Consider the following 13,978-nt stretch of genomic DNA (forward strand, 5'->3'; position numbering starts at 1 on the left):
ACGTTATATTTTCATCTGTTAAGAATACAAATTAGATAAAAACTTTACATAATTATGAGTACAACTCAAACAAGCAAAATTGAAATCAGAAAAGCTACTTCGTCTAAGATAAGTTCTGTAGACTTTGAAAACTTAAGCTTTGGTGCTGTATTTACAGACCATTTATTTGAATGTGATTACAAAAACGGACAATGGCAGACTCCGGTCATTAAGCCTTATGCACCGATTTTAATGGATCCTTCTTCAAAAGTCTTTCATTATGGACAAGCGATTTTTGAAGGAATGAAAGCTTATAAAGATGAAAATAATGATGTTTGGTTGTTTAGACCTGATGAAAACTACAAGCGTTTCAATAATTCTGCTGTACGTATGGCTATGCCTGAGGTTCCGGAAGATATATTTTTAGAAGGTTTAAATGAATTATTAAAAATCGACCAGGAATGGATTCAAAGAGGAAACGGTGCAAGTATGTACATTCGTCCTTTTATGATTGCTACTGGCCCTGGGGTTATTGCAAATCCATCTGACGAATATAAATTCATGATTTTACTTTCTCCTGCAAAATCTTATTATGGCGGTGAAGTAAAAGTAATTATTGCTGAACATTACAGTAGAGCTGCAAATGGTGGAATTGGTGCTGCAAAAGCTGCCGGAAACTATGCTGCACAGTTTTACCCAACTAACCTCGCAAATAAAGAAGGTTTCCAACAAGTTATCTGGACTGATGATGCAACGCATACAAAATTAGAAGAAGCCGGAACAATGAACGTTTTCTTCAGAATCAACGATACTTTATTAACAGCTCCAACAAGCGAAAGAATTTTAGATGGTATTACCAGAAAAAGTTTAATTGCAATGGCTGAAAAAGAAGGATTAAATGTTGAAGTTCGTCCGGTAATCGTTTCAGAATTAGTTGAAGCGGCTAAAAACGGATCTTTAAAAGAAATTTTCGGAGTAGGAACTGCTGCAGTTATCAGCGTAATTAAAGGGTTCTCATATAAAGGTGAATATTTTGAAATGACACCAATAGAGAATTCATACGCTTCATTCTTAAAAGAAAAACTAACAAGTCTTCAAAATAAACTTTCTGAAGATACTTATGGATGGACCGTTAAAGTTCAATAATCCAAAATCAGAATAAAAACAAAAACCCGACAGCATTTCGTTGTCGGGTTTTTTATTATACCTCTATTACTTATATCTAAACACATAGAAACATAGATTTAATGTGTTTAATTAAAGAATACAAAAAGAAACACGTTTCTCACACATAGCTATGTGCATTAATGCAAGTGAAACGCCTTTTTTATAAGCACCAAAAAACTATGTCTCTATGTGTTAAAACATTTGCACACAGAATTTTATTTTTATAACAACTTTGAAAAATCTGGTTTAAAGTAATTCGGACCTTTCATTACTTTTCCGTCTTCGCGATAAATTGGTTTTCCGTCTTCGCCAAGTTTACTCATATTACTGCGTTGGATTTCATCAAAAACAGCTTCAATTTTATCCTGCAAACCGTGTTCAATAATAGTTCCGCATAAAATATACATCATATCTCCAAGAGCATCAGCAATTTCGACTAAGTCATTATTTTGAACCGCTTCAAGATATTCTTCATTTTCTTCTTTCATTAAATTATAACGAAGTAGTTTTTTAGTTTCTCCTAAATCAGCAATTGGAGTCTGGCTGTGACCTATTTTAAAAGCAGTATGAAATTCAGTAACTGCGTCTAGTTGTTTTTTCATGTTTTTATTCTATTAAATGAGTCGGCAAATTAGCAACAAATCGTATACAATTCTCTAAATTTGTCAAAAATTATTTTTAAGTATGTTTAGTCAAGGACAATTAATATTCGGACTCTGTTTTTTTATTGCATTTGTAATCGTAATGATTTTCGCTTACCGCAAAGATCTTGCACTTCACAAAGTTTTTTATAAAGGAAATTATAAAGTATTACTTGCATTTCTTCTTTTTATTGCCCTTTTATTTGTTATCAAAATCTTTTTAAAAAGATAATACAATCTATTATTTTTAGTTATTAGTTTAGACTCCCAAGAAAATTTATAACTTTACGAAAAACCTGCACCAATGAAGATTCTAAAATATTTATTTCTTTTACTTTTATTAAGTTTAGTTGCTCTTACCGTTTTTGTTGCTACCCAAAAAGGGATTTTTTCTGTTGAAAGAAGCAAAGTAATCAATTCGCCAAAAGCTACTGTATATAATTATGTAAATGACTTTAGAAACTACGAAGATTTTGAATCTTGGGCAGTTGAAGATCCGTCTTTAAAATTTACTTTCCCAAATAAAACTTCCGGAAACGGAGGTTCATTTTCATGGTCCAGCGAAGAAGAAGCCGGAAATGCCATTACACTAAAAACAAAGGACGGAGAAAGTATTGAGCAAAAAATGAAATATGACGGCACAGAAGCTGATGTAACATGGACTTTTAAAGATACTCTTGCAGGAAAAACAAAAGTGACCTGGAAAGCAAAAGGAACAATGAGCTTTTTGTTTAAAATATATGCAGCATTAAATGGCGGTTCAGATAAAGTTATTGGAACTATTTACGAAAAAAGTCTTGTAAACATTGACAAAAACCTGGATTACGAAACCAAAACTTACGCCGTAAAAGTAGATGGAGTGGTTAAAAAAACCGAAACGCCATATATCAAGCAGACATTTACAAGCGAAATTTCTAAGATTAATAAAAATGCGAGAATTGTAATTCCGAAACTGATTCATTTTAGCGAAACCAATGATTTAAGCGCAAACGGAAAACCTTTTATTATTTATCACACTTATGATACTGCAAAAGGATTAGCAAAAATCTCCATTTGTTTACCAATTAATAAAGAGATTTCTATTAGTTCCGGAAGCGATATTTTATCAGGAAAATTAAATGGTTTTGACGCTGTTAAGACCACTTTAAAAGGAGATTATACGCATACAACTGAAGCTATTGCAAAAACAACAGCTTATATCAACAATCAAAAAATTATCCCAGAATTAGGATGGTCGCATCTTGAAATTCTGTCTGTAAGCAAATTAGACGTAAAAAGCCCTTCTAAATTAGTTACAGAAATTTATTTCCCAATTAAACCAAAAGTAGTTCCTGCTTCTGCACCAACAACTGTTACATCACCAGATTATCAGGCTGAAACAGAAACTGACGCTTCAGGAACAACTACACCTGCGACAACTGTACCAAAACCAGCAGTACAGAAACCAGCAACGCAAAAACCTGCAGTTCAAAAACCAGTTACACCAAAACCTGCAGCACCCGCAACAACAACTCCTGCAAAAACAGAAGAAGACTCTGAATTTTAATTTTTTTAAGGTTGGATTAAACCTTTTGCTTAAAATTCATTCTAAGTTAATATAAGGATTGATAAATCAAGAAGTTTGATCGACGAAAAGGAATTTATACAACAATTATTAGATCCTAAAACGCAAAACACAGCGTTTCAAAAACTTATATCTGATTATCAAAAACCGCTGTATGCTCATATTCGAAATATTGTTTTGAATCATGATGATGCAGACGATGTTTTGCAAAATACTTTCGTAAAGGTATTTCAGTACTTAAAAAACTTTAAGGGAGAAAGTAAACTCTTTTCCTGGATGTATCGAATCGCAACAAACGAAGCTTTGACTTTTTTAAACCAAAAAGCAAAATTAAAAGGTATAACTTCTGAAGATTTACAAAATAAAACGATCGACAATCTAAAAGCAGATGTTTATTTTGATGGAGATGAAATCCAGATCAAACTTCAAAAAGCAATAGTTACACTACCAGAAAAGCAGCAGCTGGTTTTTAAAATGAAATATTTTCAGGAATTAAAGTACGAAGAAATCGCAGAAATTCTTGGCACATCCGTTGGTGCATTAAAGGCATCTTACCATCATGCGGTGAAAAAAATAGAATTATATGTTACAACAAATTAAACCTTTTATAGCTAATCTTATCTTACAGACATTATGAAAGAATTTAAATTAGAAAACGAACCGAAAGTAAAATCAGGATTTAAAACTCCGGATCATTATTTTGATACCCTTTCGGCAAAAGTTTTAGAACAGATTAATGAAAGAGAAGTAAAAGTAATTCCTCTTTATAAACGCAAAAAAGTTATTTCGATAGCTGCTGCGGCCGCAATTTTTATTGCCTTTTTGATTCCAACAGCAAATCACTATTATAAAGCATCAAAAGAGCTTGACGAAGCAACATTAGAAACGTATCTGGCTTATCAGTCAAACTTAAATCAATACGATTTAATTAAAGAATTAGATACTAAAGATATTGATAAACTAAATAAGAATGTAGCCCTTGAAGAAGAGACATTAGAGGATATTTTGGCTACAAATCCTAATATTGAAAATTTAATTTCTGAATAAAAACAAAATTATACAAATATGAAAATCAAAAATATATTAGCATTACTTCTGTTTTTAGTTACTTTTTCATTTTATGCGCAAAATGATAAAACAGATGAAAAACGTGAAAAAATTAAAGCTTTTAAAGTTTCCTTTTTGACTACAGAACTTGAGCTTACACCAACAGAAGCAGAAAAATTTTGGCCAATTTACAATGCGTACGATGACAAACAATTTGAATTGCGTCATGATAAAATGAAAACGTACCTGAAAAAACTGGACGATGACAATATAAATTCAATTTCAGAAAAAGAAGCTACTACGTTATTATCACAAATTGAATGCACTGATAAAGAATTATATCTTTTACGTGAAAAGTTTATGACAAATATAAAAAAGGTATTGCCGGCAAAAAAAATATTAAAGCTTAAAAAATCTGAAGATGATTTTAACCGAAAATTATTAAAACAATATCGGGATAAAGCAGGAAAATAAATTCCTTTAAGAAACAACAGTGATAAGAACCCTATATAATAATGCTTACTTTATTATTTAGGGTTCTTGTTTTTTATTTAAAGTTTAAACGAACTACTTTGTTATAACCTGCGGCAATTGCAGTATTTCTGTTTACGAAACGAATCGTGAAAAGTTTAGAATCTGTAGATAATTGTGTCCAGTTTTCGCCCCCATTTTGAGAATATTGAATTCCTTCAGAACCAACACAGATAATTTCTTTACCATTTCCACCCGGAACATATTGTATGCACGAAGCATATCCAAAGCCCAGATCCTGACCAATTAATTCCCATGTTTTTCCGCCATCTTTGGTAAAAGCTTTATTGCCTGTTTTTTTATTTGGAAGATCATAATCTCCACCTGCAATAAATCCATGTTTTGCATCATAAAAATCGGCGGTGTAAATACCTGTCATAGCTTTTCCCTGAACAATAGGAGTTTCTACAACTTTCCATGTTTTTGCTTTATCTGGAGAATAAAATACACGAGCCTTTTTTCCACCAGAAACCAGCCAGGTATCATCTCCTTTTACAACTATATTAGTATTACTTGCTGCAAAAGCGGCTTCTCCGGTTGCATTTGTAGGCAATTTATCAGACAATAATTTTGTCCACGTTTCTCCTCCGTCACGAGTTACAATTACAGAAAAAGTATCTTCAGTAGGATCTCCAATAGCAATTCCTTCTTTATCATTCCAAAACTGCATACTGTCATAAAAAACCTTTGCGTTAACTTCTTTATACACTAACTTAACTTTATGGTCTTTTTTAGAAACTGAATAAAGCAAAGCCGGATTAGAAACACTTAACAAAAAGATGTTTTTTGAGTTTTGTGCAATACTTCTAAACTCTAATTTTAACGTATCACGATAAATATGTTCTTCAAATTTTTCTTTTTTAGTTAAATCGTAATAACCAAAACGTGAGTTATCTCCTCCATACCAAACTTTATCTTTATCAATTAAGATTGCTCGTATGCTAATTTTATCCTGAAATAATGTATCGATTTTTACTGATATAAAACCGCTATTATAAGCTTTTTTACTGCTGATATTAAGCGTTCTAAAAGACATTAATAAAATAAAAACACCAAAAAATAAAATTAGTTTTTTCATAAAAATTAAGATTTGTTCAATGCTAAAATACAATTATTTCTAACATCTCAAATATGTTTTGTTTATTTTCAGAAAATAATAATTTCCTGTATTTTTTGTTCAATCAAAATTCAATTACAATTCAACAAAAACATAACAAACTACAAACGTGCTATTTACAAACCAAAAACATCTAACATTAATTTGTGGCACAGTAATTGGATATCTCCTATCACAAATAATTTAATATGATTTAGTCATGAAAACGAAATTACTTTTAATAGCGGTTGTAGCATTAGTTTTTGGTTCATGTGCGGCACAAAACCAAACTACTGTTTACGCAAAAAACTCAGATATAAGTGATAATTTAGATTTAAGAGCAGTTGCTTCAATGTTTGGAGAATCTGCTAATCTTCAGGATTTTGAAAGAAGATTAAATGATCCTAAATATCAAATATCAAACCTTGACCTAAATGGCGATGACGAGGTTGATTATTTACGTGTAATTGAATCTGTAGAAGACAGAACTCACGTTGTAATTATTCAGGCCGTTTTAGATCGCGATGTTTATCAGGATGTGGCTACGATTGATGTTGAAAGAGATAATTATAATAAAGTAAGCGTTCAGGTTGTAGGTAATACTTATTTATATGGTGACAACTATATTTATGAGCCGGTTTATAGTGTAGCTCCGGTAATTTATACTTCATTTTGGGTTACTAATTACAGACCATACTACTCTACCTGGTATTGGGGTTACTACCCAACTTATTATGCTGCGTGGAGACCTTACCCTGTATACAGATACAGAAATAATGTAAATGTATGTATTAATGTTCACAACAATTACAATTATGTAACTACAAGAAGAAGTTACAGAGCTCCGGTTCTTTATGAATCAAGACGTACTTATGGTTATGAAAGAATGAGACCAAACAATAGTTTTGCTCAGAGACATGCTAATGTAAGCAACAGATATGATTTAGACCAAAGAAGAGTTGCAAGCAGAGAAGCTAACAGATCTCAAAACAATTATGGTTCTAACAGATCAAATACAGGAAGAGTAACTTCTACCGAAAATAGAAATACAAACAGAGATTACAACAATAGCAGCAGAAATAATTCTGACAGAAGTTACACAAATCGTGCAGCAGCCAACAGAGATAACGCCGGGACTGTAAATACTCCTGTAAGAACTGATAATACTCCGAGAACAGAGCCAAGAGGTGATTATAACAGAAACAACTCAACAGCTACTGCTCCAAGAGGAAACTCAGAAAATAGAAATTATAGCAACAGAACTTCTTCACAAACAAATGAAGCGCCTAGTAGAAGCTATTCTGAAAACAGAGCAAGCAGACCAGCTCAAACTCAATCTGCTCCTGTTCAAAGAACTGAAGCTCCAAGAAGCTACGAAAACAGATCAAGCTCTCAAAGCAATTCAAATGCTTCAAGACCGCAAAGTGCTCCACAACGTTCTGAATCACCAAGAATGAGTCAGGAATCAAGAGGCAGCCAACCGCAGAGAGAAAGCAGTTCAAGCTCTAGAGGCGGCGGAAGAAGAGGTTAAGAATATCTCAATTTATATCAAAAATTAAAAGCACAATTTGGGGATTGTGCTTTTTTTTATCTTTTTAATTATAATAGCGGCTAATTTGTTTTAAAAGAGTAAATTTGCAACCGTCTTTTATTAAAAATATACATGAGCGCATCGCATAAAAACTTACATAGTAAGTTGTCTATAGGGGGTTTATTGATAACATTGGGGATTATTTATGGAGACATTGGAACGTCTCCTTTGTATGTAATGAAAGCTATTCTTGGCGATCATACCATAAATGCTGATATTGTATTAGGAGGTATTTCCTGTGTTTTTTGGACTCTTACTTTACAAACTACAATAAAGTACGTACTAATTACTTTAAGTGCCGATAATCATGGTGAAGGTGGAATTTTCGCATTATATGCTTTAGTCAAAAAGACAAAAATTCAGTGGCTCATTGTGCCCGCCATTATTGGAGGAAGCGCCTTGCTTGCCGATGGTATTATAACACCGCCCATCTCGATTTCGTCTGCAGTTGAAGGTATTAGGGCATTCTACCCTACAATGGAAACAAAGACCATTATTTCTATTGTAATCACTATTCTTTTCATCTTATTTACCATACAACAGTTTGGAACTAAGTTAGTTGGTAAGTTTTTCGCACCAATGATGCTGATTTGGTTTGCTATGCTTGGAACCTTGGGTTTTATACAAATTATTCATTTCCCGGAAGTTATTAAAGCTATAAATCCTTATTATGCTTACCATTTACTTTCTGTTCATCCTGACGGCTTTTTTGTTCTTGGATTTGTATTTTTATGTACAACAGGAGCCGAAGCTTTGTACTCAGATATGGGACACTGCGGTAGAAAAAACATTAGAATCAGCTGGATATTTGTAAAAACTACTTTAGTATTAAATTACTTTGGTCAGGCTGCTTATTTAATTCATCATGAAGGAAGTACATTACAGCAATTAGGAGGAGAAAATGGGAATCCGTTTTATCTGATTATGCCGCATTGGTTTTTACCATTCGGAATTGTAGTGGCAACTTTAGCTGCCGTAATTGCATCTCAGGCACTTATCAGCGGATCATTTACTTTGATAAATGAAGCAATGCGTTTGAATTTCTGGCCGAAAGTAAAAATCAAATATCCTACAGAAGTTAAAGGACAATTATATATTCCGTCAATCAACTGGTTATTGTTTTTTGGTTGTGTTGGAATTGTATTACACTTCGAAAAATCAGGAAATATGGAACATGCATATGGTTTAGCGATCATTTTATGTATGATTATGACAACCATTTTGCTGAATTATTATTTAATTATGAAGCGTGTGAAATTGTATTTCATGGTTCCGCTTATCACAATTTATTTATTGATCGAATTTAGTTTCCTGATCGCGAACATTACAAAATTTGCCGAAGGAGGTTATGTAACTTTAATCATTGCAACACTTCTTATTTCGATAATGACAATTTGGTATTTAGCTAAGAAAATCAACAAAAGCTATACTAAAATCATCAAAATTGAGGATTATAAAAAAGTATTAGTAGAATTAAGCCAAGACTTATCGATTCCAAAATACGCAACACACCTAGTTTATATGACAAACGCGAACCGTGTTGATGAGCTGGAGGAAAAAGTAATTTATTCGATTTTACAAAAACGTCCAAAAAGAGCTGATATTTACTGGTTTGTACACGTAAATATTTTGACTGAACCTTATAAAACACAATATAAAGTTACCGAAATCGCGAAAGACGATATTTACAGAATCGATTTTAACTTAGGATTTAGAGAGCCTACAAAAATCAATTTAATGTTTAGAGAAGTAATTCGTGACATGGTAAAACGCGGAGAAGTTGATATCACCAGCCGTTACGAATCATTAAACAAAAACAATATTATTGGTGACTTTAAATTTGTATTGTCTGAGAAATTCTTATCAAATGACAATGATTTAAGATGGCACGAAAATATTATCATGAACTCTTATTTCTTTATTAAGAAACTGAGTTTATCTGAAGAAAGAGCTTTTGGATTAGACAGCAGCTCGGTAAAAGTAGAAAAATTCCCGATGGTGCTTCACGCTCCGGAAAATATCGGATTGACAAGAATAACTGCAAAAGAATAATCTGCTTGCAGAAATCTCTTCAGAAAAACACTCTTTTAAAACTTTATCAGAGTGTTTTTCTCTTTTAAAAAGGAAAGCTAAATAACAATCATAATTAAAAATTTAACTTTCAATCAATTAATAGTACCTTTGCAACTCAAATAATTAAAATGAGATTACACAGAAATTTAGTTTATACTACCATCGACTCTTTGAACGCAATTTTCAATGAAGGAGAATATGCAGATAAAGTGGTAGCAAGAGCATTAAAAAAAGACAAACGTTGGGGAAGTTCTGACAGGAAGTTTGTTGCTGAAACGATATATGAAATTGTTCGCTGGAAACGTTTATATGCAGAAATTGCAGAAGTAAAAGAACCTTTCGACAGAGACAATTTATGGAGAATGTTTGCGGTTTGGGCAGTTTTAAGAGGATATCCAATTCCGGATTGGAGACAATTAGAAGGAACTCCTGAAAGAAAAATAAAAGGACGTTTTGACGAACTTTCAAAAGTTAGAGCATTAAAAGAATCTATCCCGGACTGGATGGACGAATTAGGCGTAAAAGAACTTGGCGAAAAAGTATGGGAAAAAGAAATTGCTGCTCAAAACCAGCCTGCTAAAGTTATTTTAAGAACTAATACACTTAAAGGAACTAAAGAAAACCTGAGAAACACGTTGATGGATTTAAATATTGAAACTGAATATTTAAAAGATCAGCCTGAGGCTTTAGTTTTAAAAGAAAGAGCAAATGTTTTCTTGACAGATGCTTTTAAACAAGGACTTTTTGAAGTTCAGGATGCTAACTCACAATTAGTTGCCGGTTTCCTTGATGTTAAACCAGGAATGCGTGTTGTTGATACTTGCGCCGGAGCGGGTGGAAAAACATTGCATATTGCTTCTTTAATGGAAAACAAAGGGCAATTGATTGCAATGGATTTGTACGAAAGCAAACTAAAACAATTGAAATTAAGAGCCAAAAGAAATGGTGCTTTTAATATTGAATACCGCATTATTGACACTACAAAAGTGATCAAAAAACTGCATGAAAAAGCAGATCGTGTTTTAATTGACGCACCGTGCAGCGGTTTAGGAGTTTTAAAAAGAAACCCGGATTCTAAATGGAAATTACAGCCGGAATTTATCGATAACATTCGTAAAGTTCAAAGCGAGGTTTTAGAAAGCTATTCTAAAATTGTAAAACCAGGCGGAAAATTAGTTTATGCAACTTGTTCTGTTTTACCATCAGAAAATCAGGAGCAAGTAGAGAAATTCTTAAAAACAGAGATCGGAAAAGAATTTACGTTTATTCAGGATCGTAAAATACTGGCTTCAGAATCTGGTTTTGACGGATTTTATATGGCTTTATTAGAGCGTAAAACAAAATAAAAATTTAATATTTTAAATTCTAATATTTTAAATTCCAAATTCCAATTTTTTAGTTGGAGTTTGGAATTTTTATTTTGGGATTTTATTACCATAGCTTGTTTAGTCCCTACGGGACATTTTTATGGGTGGTCTTTATTTTTCTACCGACATGTAACTCCTAACGGAGTTTTTTTCTCATAGAATATTTTTTTTCTTTTGCTTATTTTTATATACCCTAATTCCTAATATAGTTTCTCTTAAGAATGTAATACCTTAAAATACTCCCCACTCTTTTAGAATATCTCGTAGAGATTAAATATCGGTAAAAACATAAAAAGACGCCGTCAACATTTGTCCCGTAGGGACTAAACATTCCACAAAAAAATCCCAAATCCCAATATAAAAATTGGAATTTGGAATTTTATATTTTGGGATTTCCTAATCTATCTTAAACTCGACTTACGCAATAACTTACCATTTTCATTTTCCTTAAATTTCGGAACAAAAACAATTTCTTTTGGCCTTTCAAATTTTCCTAAAACATCAAAAAAGTCAGCAGAGAAATCATATTTTTCCCCTTCAACAACTAAAATTAGTTTTTCACCTAACACAGTATCAGGAACACCAGTTACAAAAAAGCGATTACTAATTCTGCCAATTAATTTTGCTTCAATCTGCTCCGGAATCAGCTTCACTCCTCCACTATTAATTACATTATCGATTCTTCCCAAAAATATAAACTGATTTTCATTTACTAAATCAACTAAATCATTAGTAACAATTGGCTCTTCAGAAATTGAAGAAACATAAATTACCAGACAGCCGCGATCATCTTTTTCGATTTTTACATTTGGCAGAATTGTAAAAGCGCTTTCTCCTACCCTTTTAGCAGCAATATGCGTTATCGTTTCGGTCATTCCATATGTTTCGTAAATCTCTGTTTTAAAAGGCAAAAGTTTCTCTATAAGATCGCTGTCTGTTTTTGCTCCGCCAATGATTAACTTTTTTATGTTCGTTAATTTTTCAAGCGAATTCTGAACCTGTAAAGGAACCATCGCAGCAAAATCATATTTTTTATTATTATAAGCCAAAGGTTCTGTACTCGGAACTACGACATCTAATTCTAATCCTAAAATCAAACTGCGAACCAGCATCATTTTTCCGGCGATAAACTGAGTTGGCAGACAAAGCAAAGCTTTATTTCCCGGTTCTAAACCGAAGAAATCCCCCGTTGCTAATGCAGACTGGATCATGGCTTGTTTTTCTAATCTAACCAACTTAGGAAGTCCGGTAGTTCCAGAAGTGGTCATTTCGATATAATCCTTATGATCAAACCAATCCAGAAAAAATTCTCCAATGGCACGTTCGTAGACATCGCCTTCTTTGATAAAACTATATCCAATGCGGCATAAATCTGCAGCGTTTAAATGATAGCCATCTAGTTTAAAATAATTATGTACATTTTTATGTGTTAAGTTTGGCATGATCCTGTTAGTTTAAGTTTAAAAATTCTGACACCTCATTGTTTGATTCATCAATTTTACCCGTTAATTTCTCTTTCCAATTCGTCCATTTGTACTTTTTACTAAAAATAAAAAGCAAAATAGGGTAAACGATCACAACCGGCAAAATAACATCTGCTCCGGCAGAAGGATCTGACATATCTTTAAAAATAGAATGTGTTTGAAAAACCGACCAATCTGAAGTGACCAATAAAGCCCCAATAAGGTTATTTGCAGCATGAAAGCCAAGAGCCAGTTCCATTCCATCATCCATTAAAGTTATAACCCCAAGAAATAATCCTGTTCCTATATAATAAACCATGATAATATATCCCATCTTGGTCACTTCGGGATTAAGAATGTGCATGGAACCAAATATCAAGGAAGTCATCATTAATGGAAACCATTTGTTTTTGGCCAGATTAGCAAAGCCCTGCATCAAATATCCTCTAAAAACATATTCTTCTGTACTGGTTTGAATAGGAATTAAAATTGTTCCTACAACCACTAAAATCAAAAAAGGAACTAATTTAAAATTCCAGACAAATTTTTCCGGAGATTGAAAATAAAGTACCAAAAAGCTGATTACAGAAAATATTGCCCAAAGAAGGAAAGAAAATAAAATCCTGTTCCAGTCTACTTTTTTTCTCGCCGTTGTTATCGATAAAAGTGTTTGATGATGCATATATTTTATCACAAAATATATTCCGGCAAAAGCAAAAACAAATGAAAGCATTACTAAAAATAAGGTAAGATTGGGCTCAAACATTTTTAAAGCCGAATCATTATCCGTGGGAAAAGCAGCGTGCTCTTTAAAACTTTTATACAGAACTGCAATAGAAAAAGGAATTTGACCTACAAATGAAGCTGTGATAATAAAAACAGATCCTAAAAGATATTTCCAAAAATGATTTTCAGGTTTAACTCCTTGCTCTAAAAACATATATTTAAAATTTTTGAAATGAGAATTCGATTTAAATAGGAAATCCTATTTTTGTTGTACTAAATAGAACTCTTTTTGAGAGATTTTATTCTAGCAGACTTTAAATATAAGAAAATGATACAAATTTACCATAATCCACGCTGTGGAAAATCAAGAAGCTGTTTGGCTTTTATTGAAGATACCAAACAAGAATATGAGATAATTCCTTATTTAACAGATACTCCGAGTTTTGAGGACCTAAAAAAACTTCTTAAAGAATTAAATATTCAGCCCAATGAATTGGTTCGAACCAAAGAAAAAATCTGGATTGAAAACTACAAAGGAAAAGATTTGAGCGATGACCAAATTATTCAGGCAATGGCAGATAACCCAATTTTAATTGAAAGACCTATTGTTGTAAAAGACAGAAAAGCTATTATTGGAAGGGATTTAGATAAAGTTGCTTCTTTTTTAGATTGATTATAAAATGATCAATTAACATTTTTTTGTGATCTTGCTTTTTAAACCAAAAGGTACATT

The 13,978-nt window shown here is 32.5% G+C and carries 13 protein-coding genes; 9 read left to right on the plus strand and 4 right to left on the minus strand.

Annotated elements, in window-relative coordinates:
* The first annotated feature begins 54 nt into the window (after positions 1–54).
* Positions 55–1,125 (plus strand): branched-chain amino acid aminotransferase, encoded by a 1,071-nt coding sequence (locus APR43_RS20870; RefSeq protein WP_053471797.1) that lies wholly within the window; start codon positions 55–57, stop codon positions 1,123–1,125.
* A gap of 242 nt (positions 1,126–1,367) precedes the next feature.
* On the opposite strand, the gene APR43_RS20875 is transcribed toward APR43_RS20870, so the two are convergent.
* Positions 1,368–1,748 carry a nucleoside triphosphate pyrophosphohydrolase family protein gene (locus APR43_RS20875; protein WP_053471798.1) on the minus strand — a complete coding sequence of 127 codons (381 nt, stop codon included), beginning with the start codon at positions 1,746–1,748 and terminating at the stop codon, positions 1,368–1,370.
* 343 nt (positions 1,749–2,091) lie between these two features.
* Here APR43_RS20875 and APR43_RS20885 point away from each other — a divergent pair, with 343 nt between their 5' ends.
* The 4 genes from APR43_RS20885 to APR43_RS20900 all read left to right on the plus strand — a co-directional run bounded on the left by APR43_RS20885 (position 2,092) and on the right by APR43_RS20900 (position 4,872).
* On the plus strand, positions 2,092–3,333 hold the full coding sequence (locus APR43_RS20885) for an SRPBCC family protein (RefSeq protein WP_053471800.1): 1,242 nt from the start codon (positions 2,092–2,094) through the stop codon (positions 3,331–3,333).
* A 75-nt stretch (positions 3,334–3,408) separates the two neighbouring features.
* A complete protein-coding gene (locus APR43_RS20890; RefSeq protein WP_053471801.1) occupies positions 3,409–3,951 on the plus strand; it encodes an RNA polymerase sigma factor in 543 nt (180 codons plus the stop codon).
* A 33-nt stretch (positions 3,952–3,984) separates the two neighbouring features.
* Positions 3,985–4,398: a hypothetical protein gene (locus APR43_RS20895; RefSeq protein ID WP_053471802.1), complete on the plus strand. Its 414-nt coding sequence runs from the start codon at positions 3,985–3,987 to the stop codon at positions 4,396–4,398.
* An 18-nt stretch (positions 4,399–4,416) separates the two neighbouring features.
* Positions 4,417–4,872, plus strand: a complete 456-nt coding sequence (locus APR43_RS20900) for a hypothetical protein (RefSeq protein WP_053471803.1) — start codon at positions 4,417–4,419, stop codon at positions 4,870–4,872.
* Between the two features lie 73 nt (positions 4,873–4,945).
* On the opposite strand, the gene APR43_RS20905 is transcribed toward APR43_RS20900, so the two are convergent.
* Positions 4,946–6,007 (minus strand): WD40/YVTN/BNR-like repeat-containing protein, encoded by a 1,062-nt coding sequence (locus APR43_RS20905; protein ID WP_053471804.1) that lies wholly within the window; start codon positions 6,005–6,007, stop codon positions 4,946–4,948.
* 238 nt (positions 6,008–6,245) lie between these two features.
* On the opposite strand from APR43_RS20905, the gene APR43_RS20910 reads away from it, so the two are divergent.
* From APR43_RS20910 to APR43_RS20920, 3 genes are all read left to right on the plus strand, one after another.
* Positions 6,246–7,556, plus strand: a complete 1,311-nt coding sequence (locus tag APR43_RS20910) for a hypothetical protein (protein WP_053471805.1) — start codon at positions 6,246–6,248, stop codon at positions 7,554–7,556.
* A 132-nt stretch (positions 7,557–7,688) separates the two neighbouring features.
* On the plus strand, positions 7,689–9,668 hold the full coding sequence (locus APR43_RS20915; RefSeq protein ID WP_053471806.1) for a KUP/HAK/KT family potassium transporter: 1,980 nt from the start codon (positions 7,689–7,691) through the stop codon (positions 9,666–9,668).
* Positions 9,669–9,817: 149 nt separating this feature from the next.
* The gene (locus APR43_RS20920) at positions 9,818–11,035 is read left to right on the plus strand and encodes an RsmB/NOP family class I SAM-dependent RNA methyltransferase (RefSeq protein WP_053471807.1); all 1,218 of its coding nucleotides are present in this window, start codon (positions 9,818–9,820) and stop codon (positions 11,033–11,035) included.
* A gap of 422 nt (positions 11,036–11,457) precedes the next feature.
* Here the strand turns inward: APR43_RS20920 and APR43_RS20925 are convergent, their stop codons facing one another.
* On the minus strand, positions 11,458–12,498 hold the full coding sequence (locus tag APR43_RS20925; protein WP_053471808.1) for an AMP-binding protein: 1,041 nt from the start codon (positions 12,496–12,498) through the stop codon (positions 11,458–11,460).
* A 7-nt stretch (positions 12,499–12,505) separates the two neighbouring features.
* Positions 12,506–13,459 (minus strand): CPBP family intramembrane glutamic endopeptidase, encoded by a 954-nt coding sequence (locus APR43_RS20930; RefSeq protein WP_053471809.1) that lies wholly within the window; start codon positions 13,457–13,459, stop codon positions 12,506–12,508.
* 114 nt (positions 13,460–13,573) lie between these two features.
* On the opposite strand from APR43_RS20930, the gene arsC reads away from it, so the two are divergent.
* On the plus strand, positions 13,574–13,918 hold the full coding sequence (gene arsC / locus APR43_RS20935) for an arsenate reductase (glutaredoxin) (RefSeq protein ID WP_053471810.1): 345 nt from the start codon (positions 13,574–13,576) through the stop codon (positions 13,916–13,918).
* Positions 13,919–13,978 lie beyond the last annotated feature (60 nt).

The sequence above is a fragment of the Flavobacterium sp. NLM genome (genome assembly GCF_002210235.1).
GTDB lineage: Bacteria > Bacteroidota > Bacteroidia > Flavobacteriales > Flavobacteriaceae > Flavobacterium > Flavobacterium panici.

What these genes read in the sequence shown, in the direction of transcription:
- APR43_RS20900 (WP_053471803.1), top strand. Translation starts at nt 4,417, where the DNA reads ATGAAAATCAAAAATATATTAGCATTACTTCTGTTTTTAGTTACTTTT.
- APR43_RS20930 (WP_053471809.1), bottom strand. Translation starts at nt 13,459, where the DNA reads ATGTTTTTAGAGCAAGGAGTTAAACCTGAAAATCATTTTTGGAAATAT.
- APR43_RS20915 (WP_053471806.1), top strand. Translation starts at nt 7,689, where the DNA reads ATGAGCGCATCGCATAAAAACTTACATAGTAAGTTGTCTATAGGGGGT.
- APR43_RS20920 (WP_053471807.1), top strand. Translation starts at nt 9,818, where the DNA reads ATGAGATTACACAGAAATTTAGTTTATACTACCATCGACTCTTTGAAC.
- APR43_RS20895 (WP_053471802.1), top strand. Translation starts at nt 3,985, where the DNA reads ATGAAAGAATTTAAATTAGAAAACGAACCGAAAGTAAAATCAGGATTT.
- APR43_RS20925 (WP_053471808.1), bottom strand. Translation starts at nt 12,498, where the DNA reads ATGCCAAACTTAACACATAAAAATGTACATAATTATTTTAAACTAGAT.
- APR43_RS20910 (WP_053471805.1), top strand. Translation starts at nt 6,246, where the DNA reads ATGAAAACGAAATTACTTTTAATAGCGGTTGTAGCATTAGTTTTTGGT.
- APR43_RS20870 (WP_053471797.1), top strand. Translation starts at nt 55, where the DNA reads ATGAGTACAACTCAAACAAGCAAAATTGAAATCAGAAAAGCTACTTCG.
- arsC (WP_053471810.1), top strand. Translation starts at nt 13,574, where the DNA reads ATGATACAAATTTACCATAATCCACGCTGTGGAAAATCAAGAAGCTGT.
- APR43_RS20905 (WP_053471804.1), bottom strand. Translation starts at nt 6,007, where the DNA reads ATGAAAAAACTAATTTTATTTTTTGGTGTTTTTATTTTATTAATGTCT.
- APR43_RS20875 (WP_053471798.1), bottom strand. Translation starts at nt 1,748, where the DNA reads ATGAAAAAACAACTAGACGCAGTTACTGAATTTCATACTGCTTTTAAA.
- APR43_RS20885 (WP_053471800.1), top strand. Translation starts at nt 2,092, where the DNA reads ATGAAGATTCTAAAATATTTATTTCTTTTACTTTTATTAAGTTTAGTT.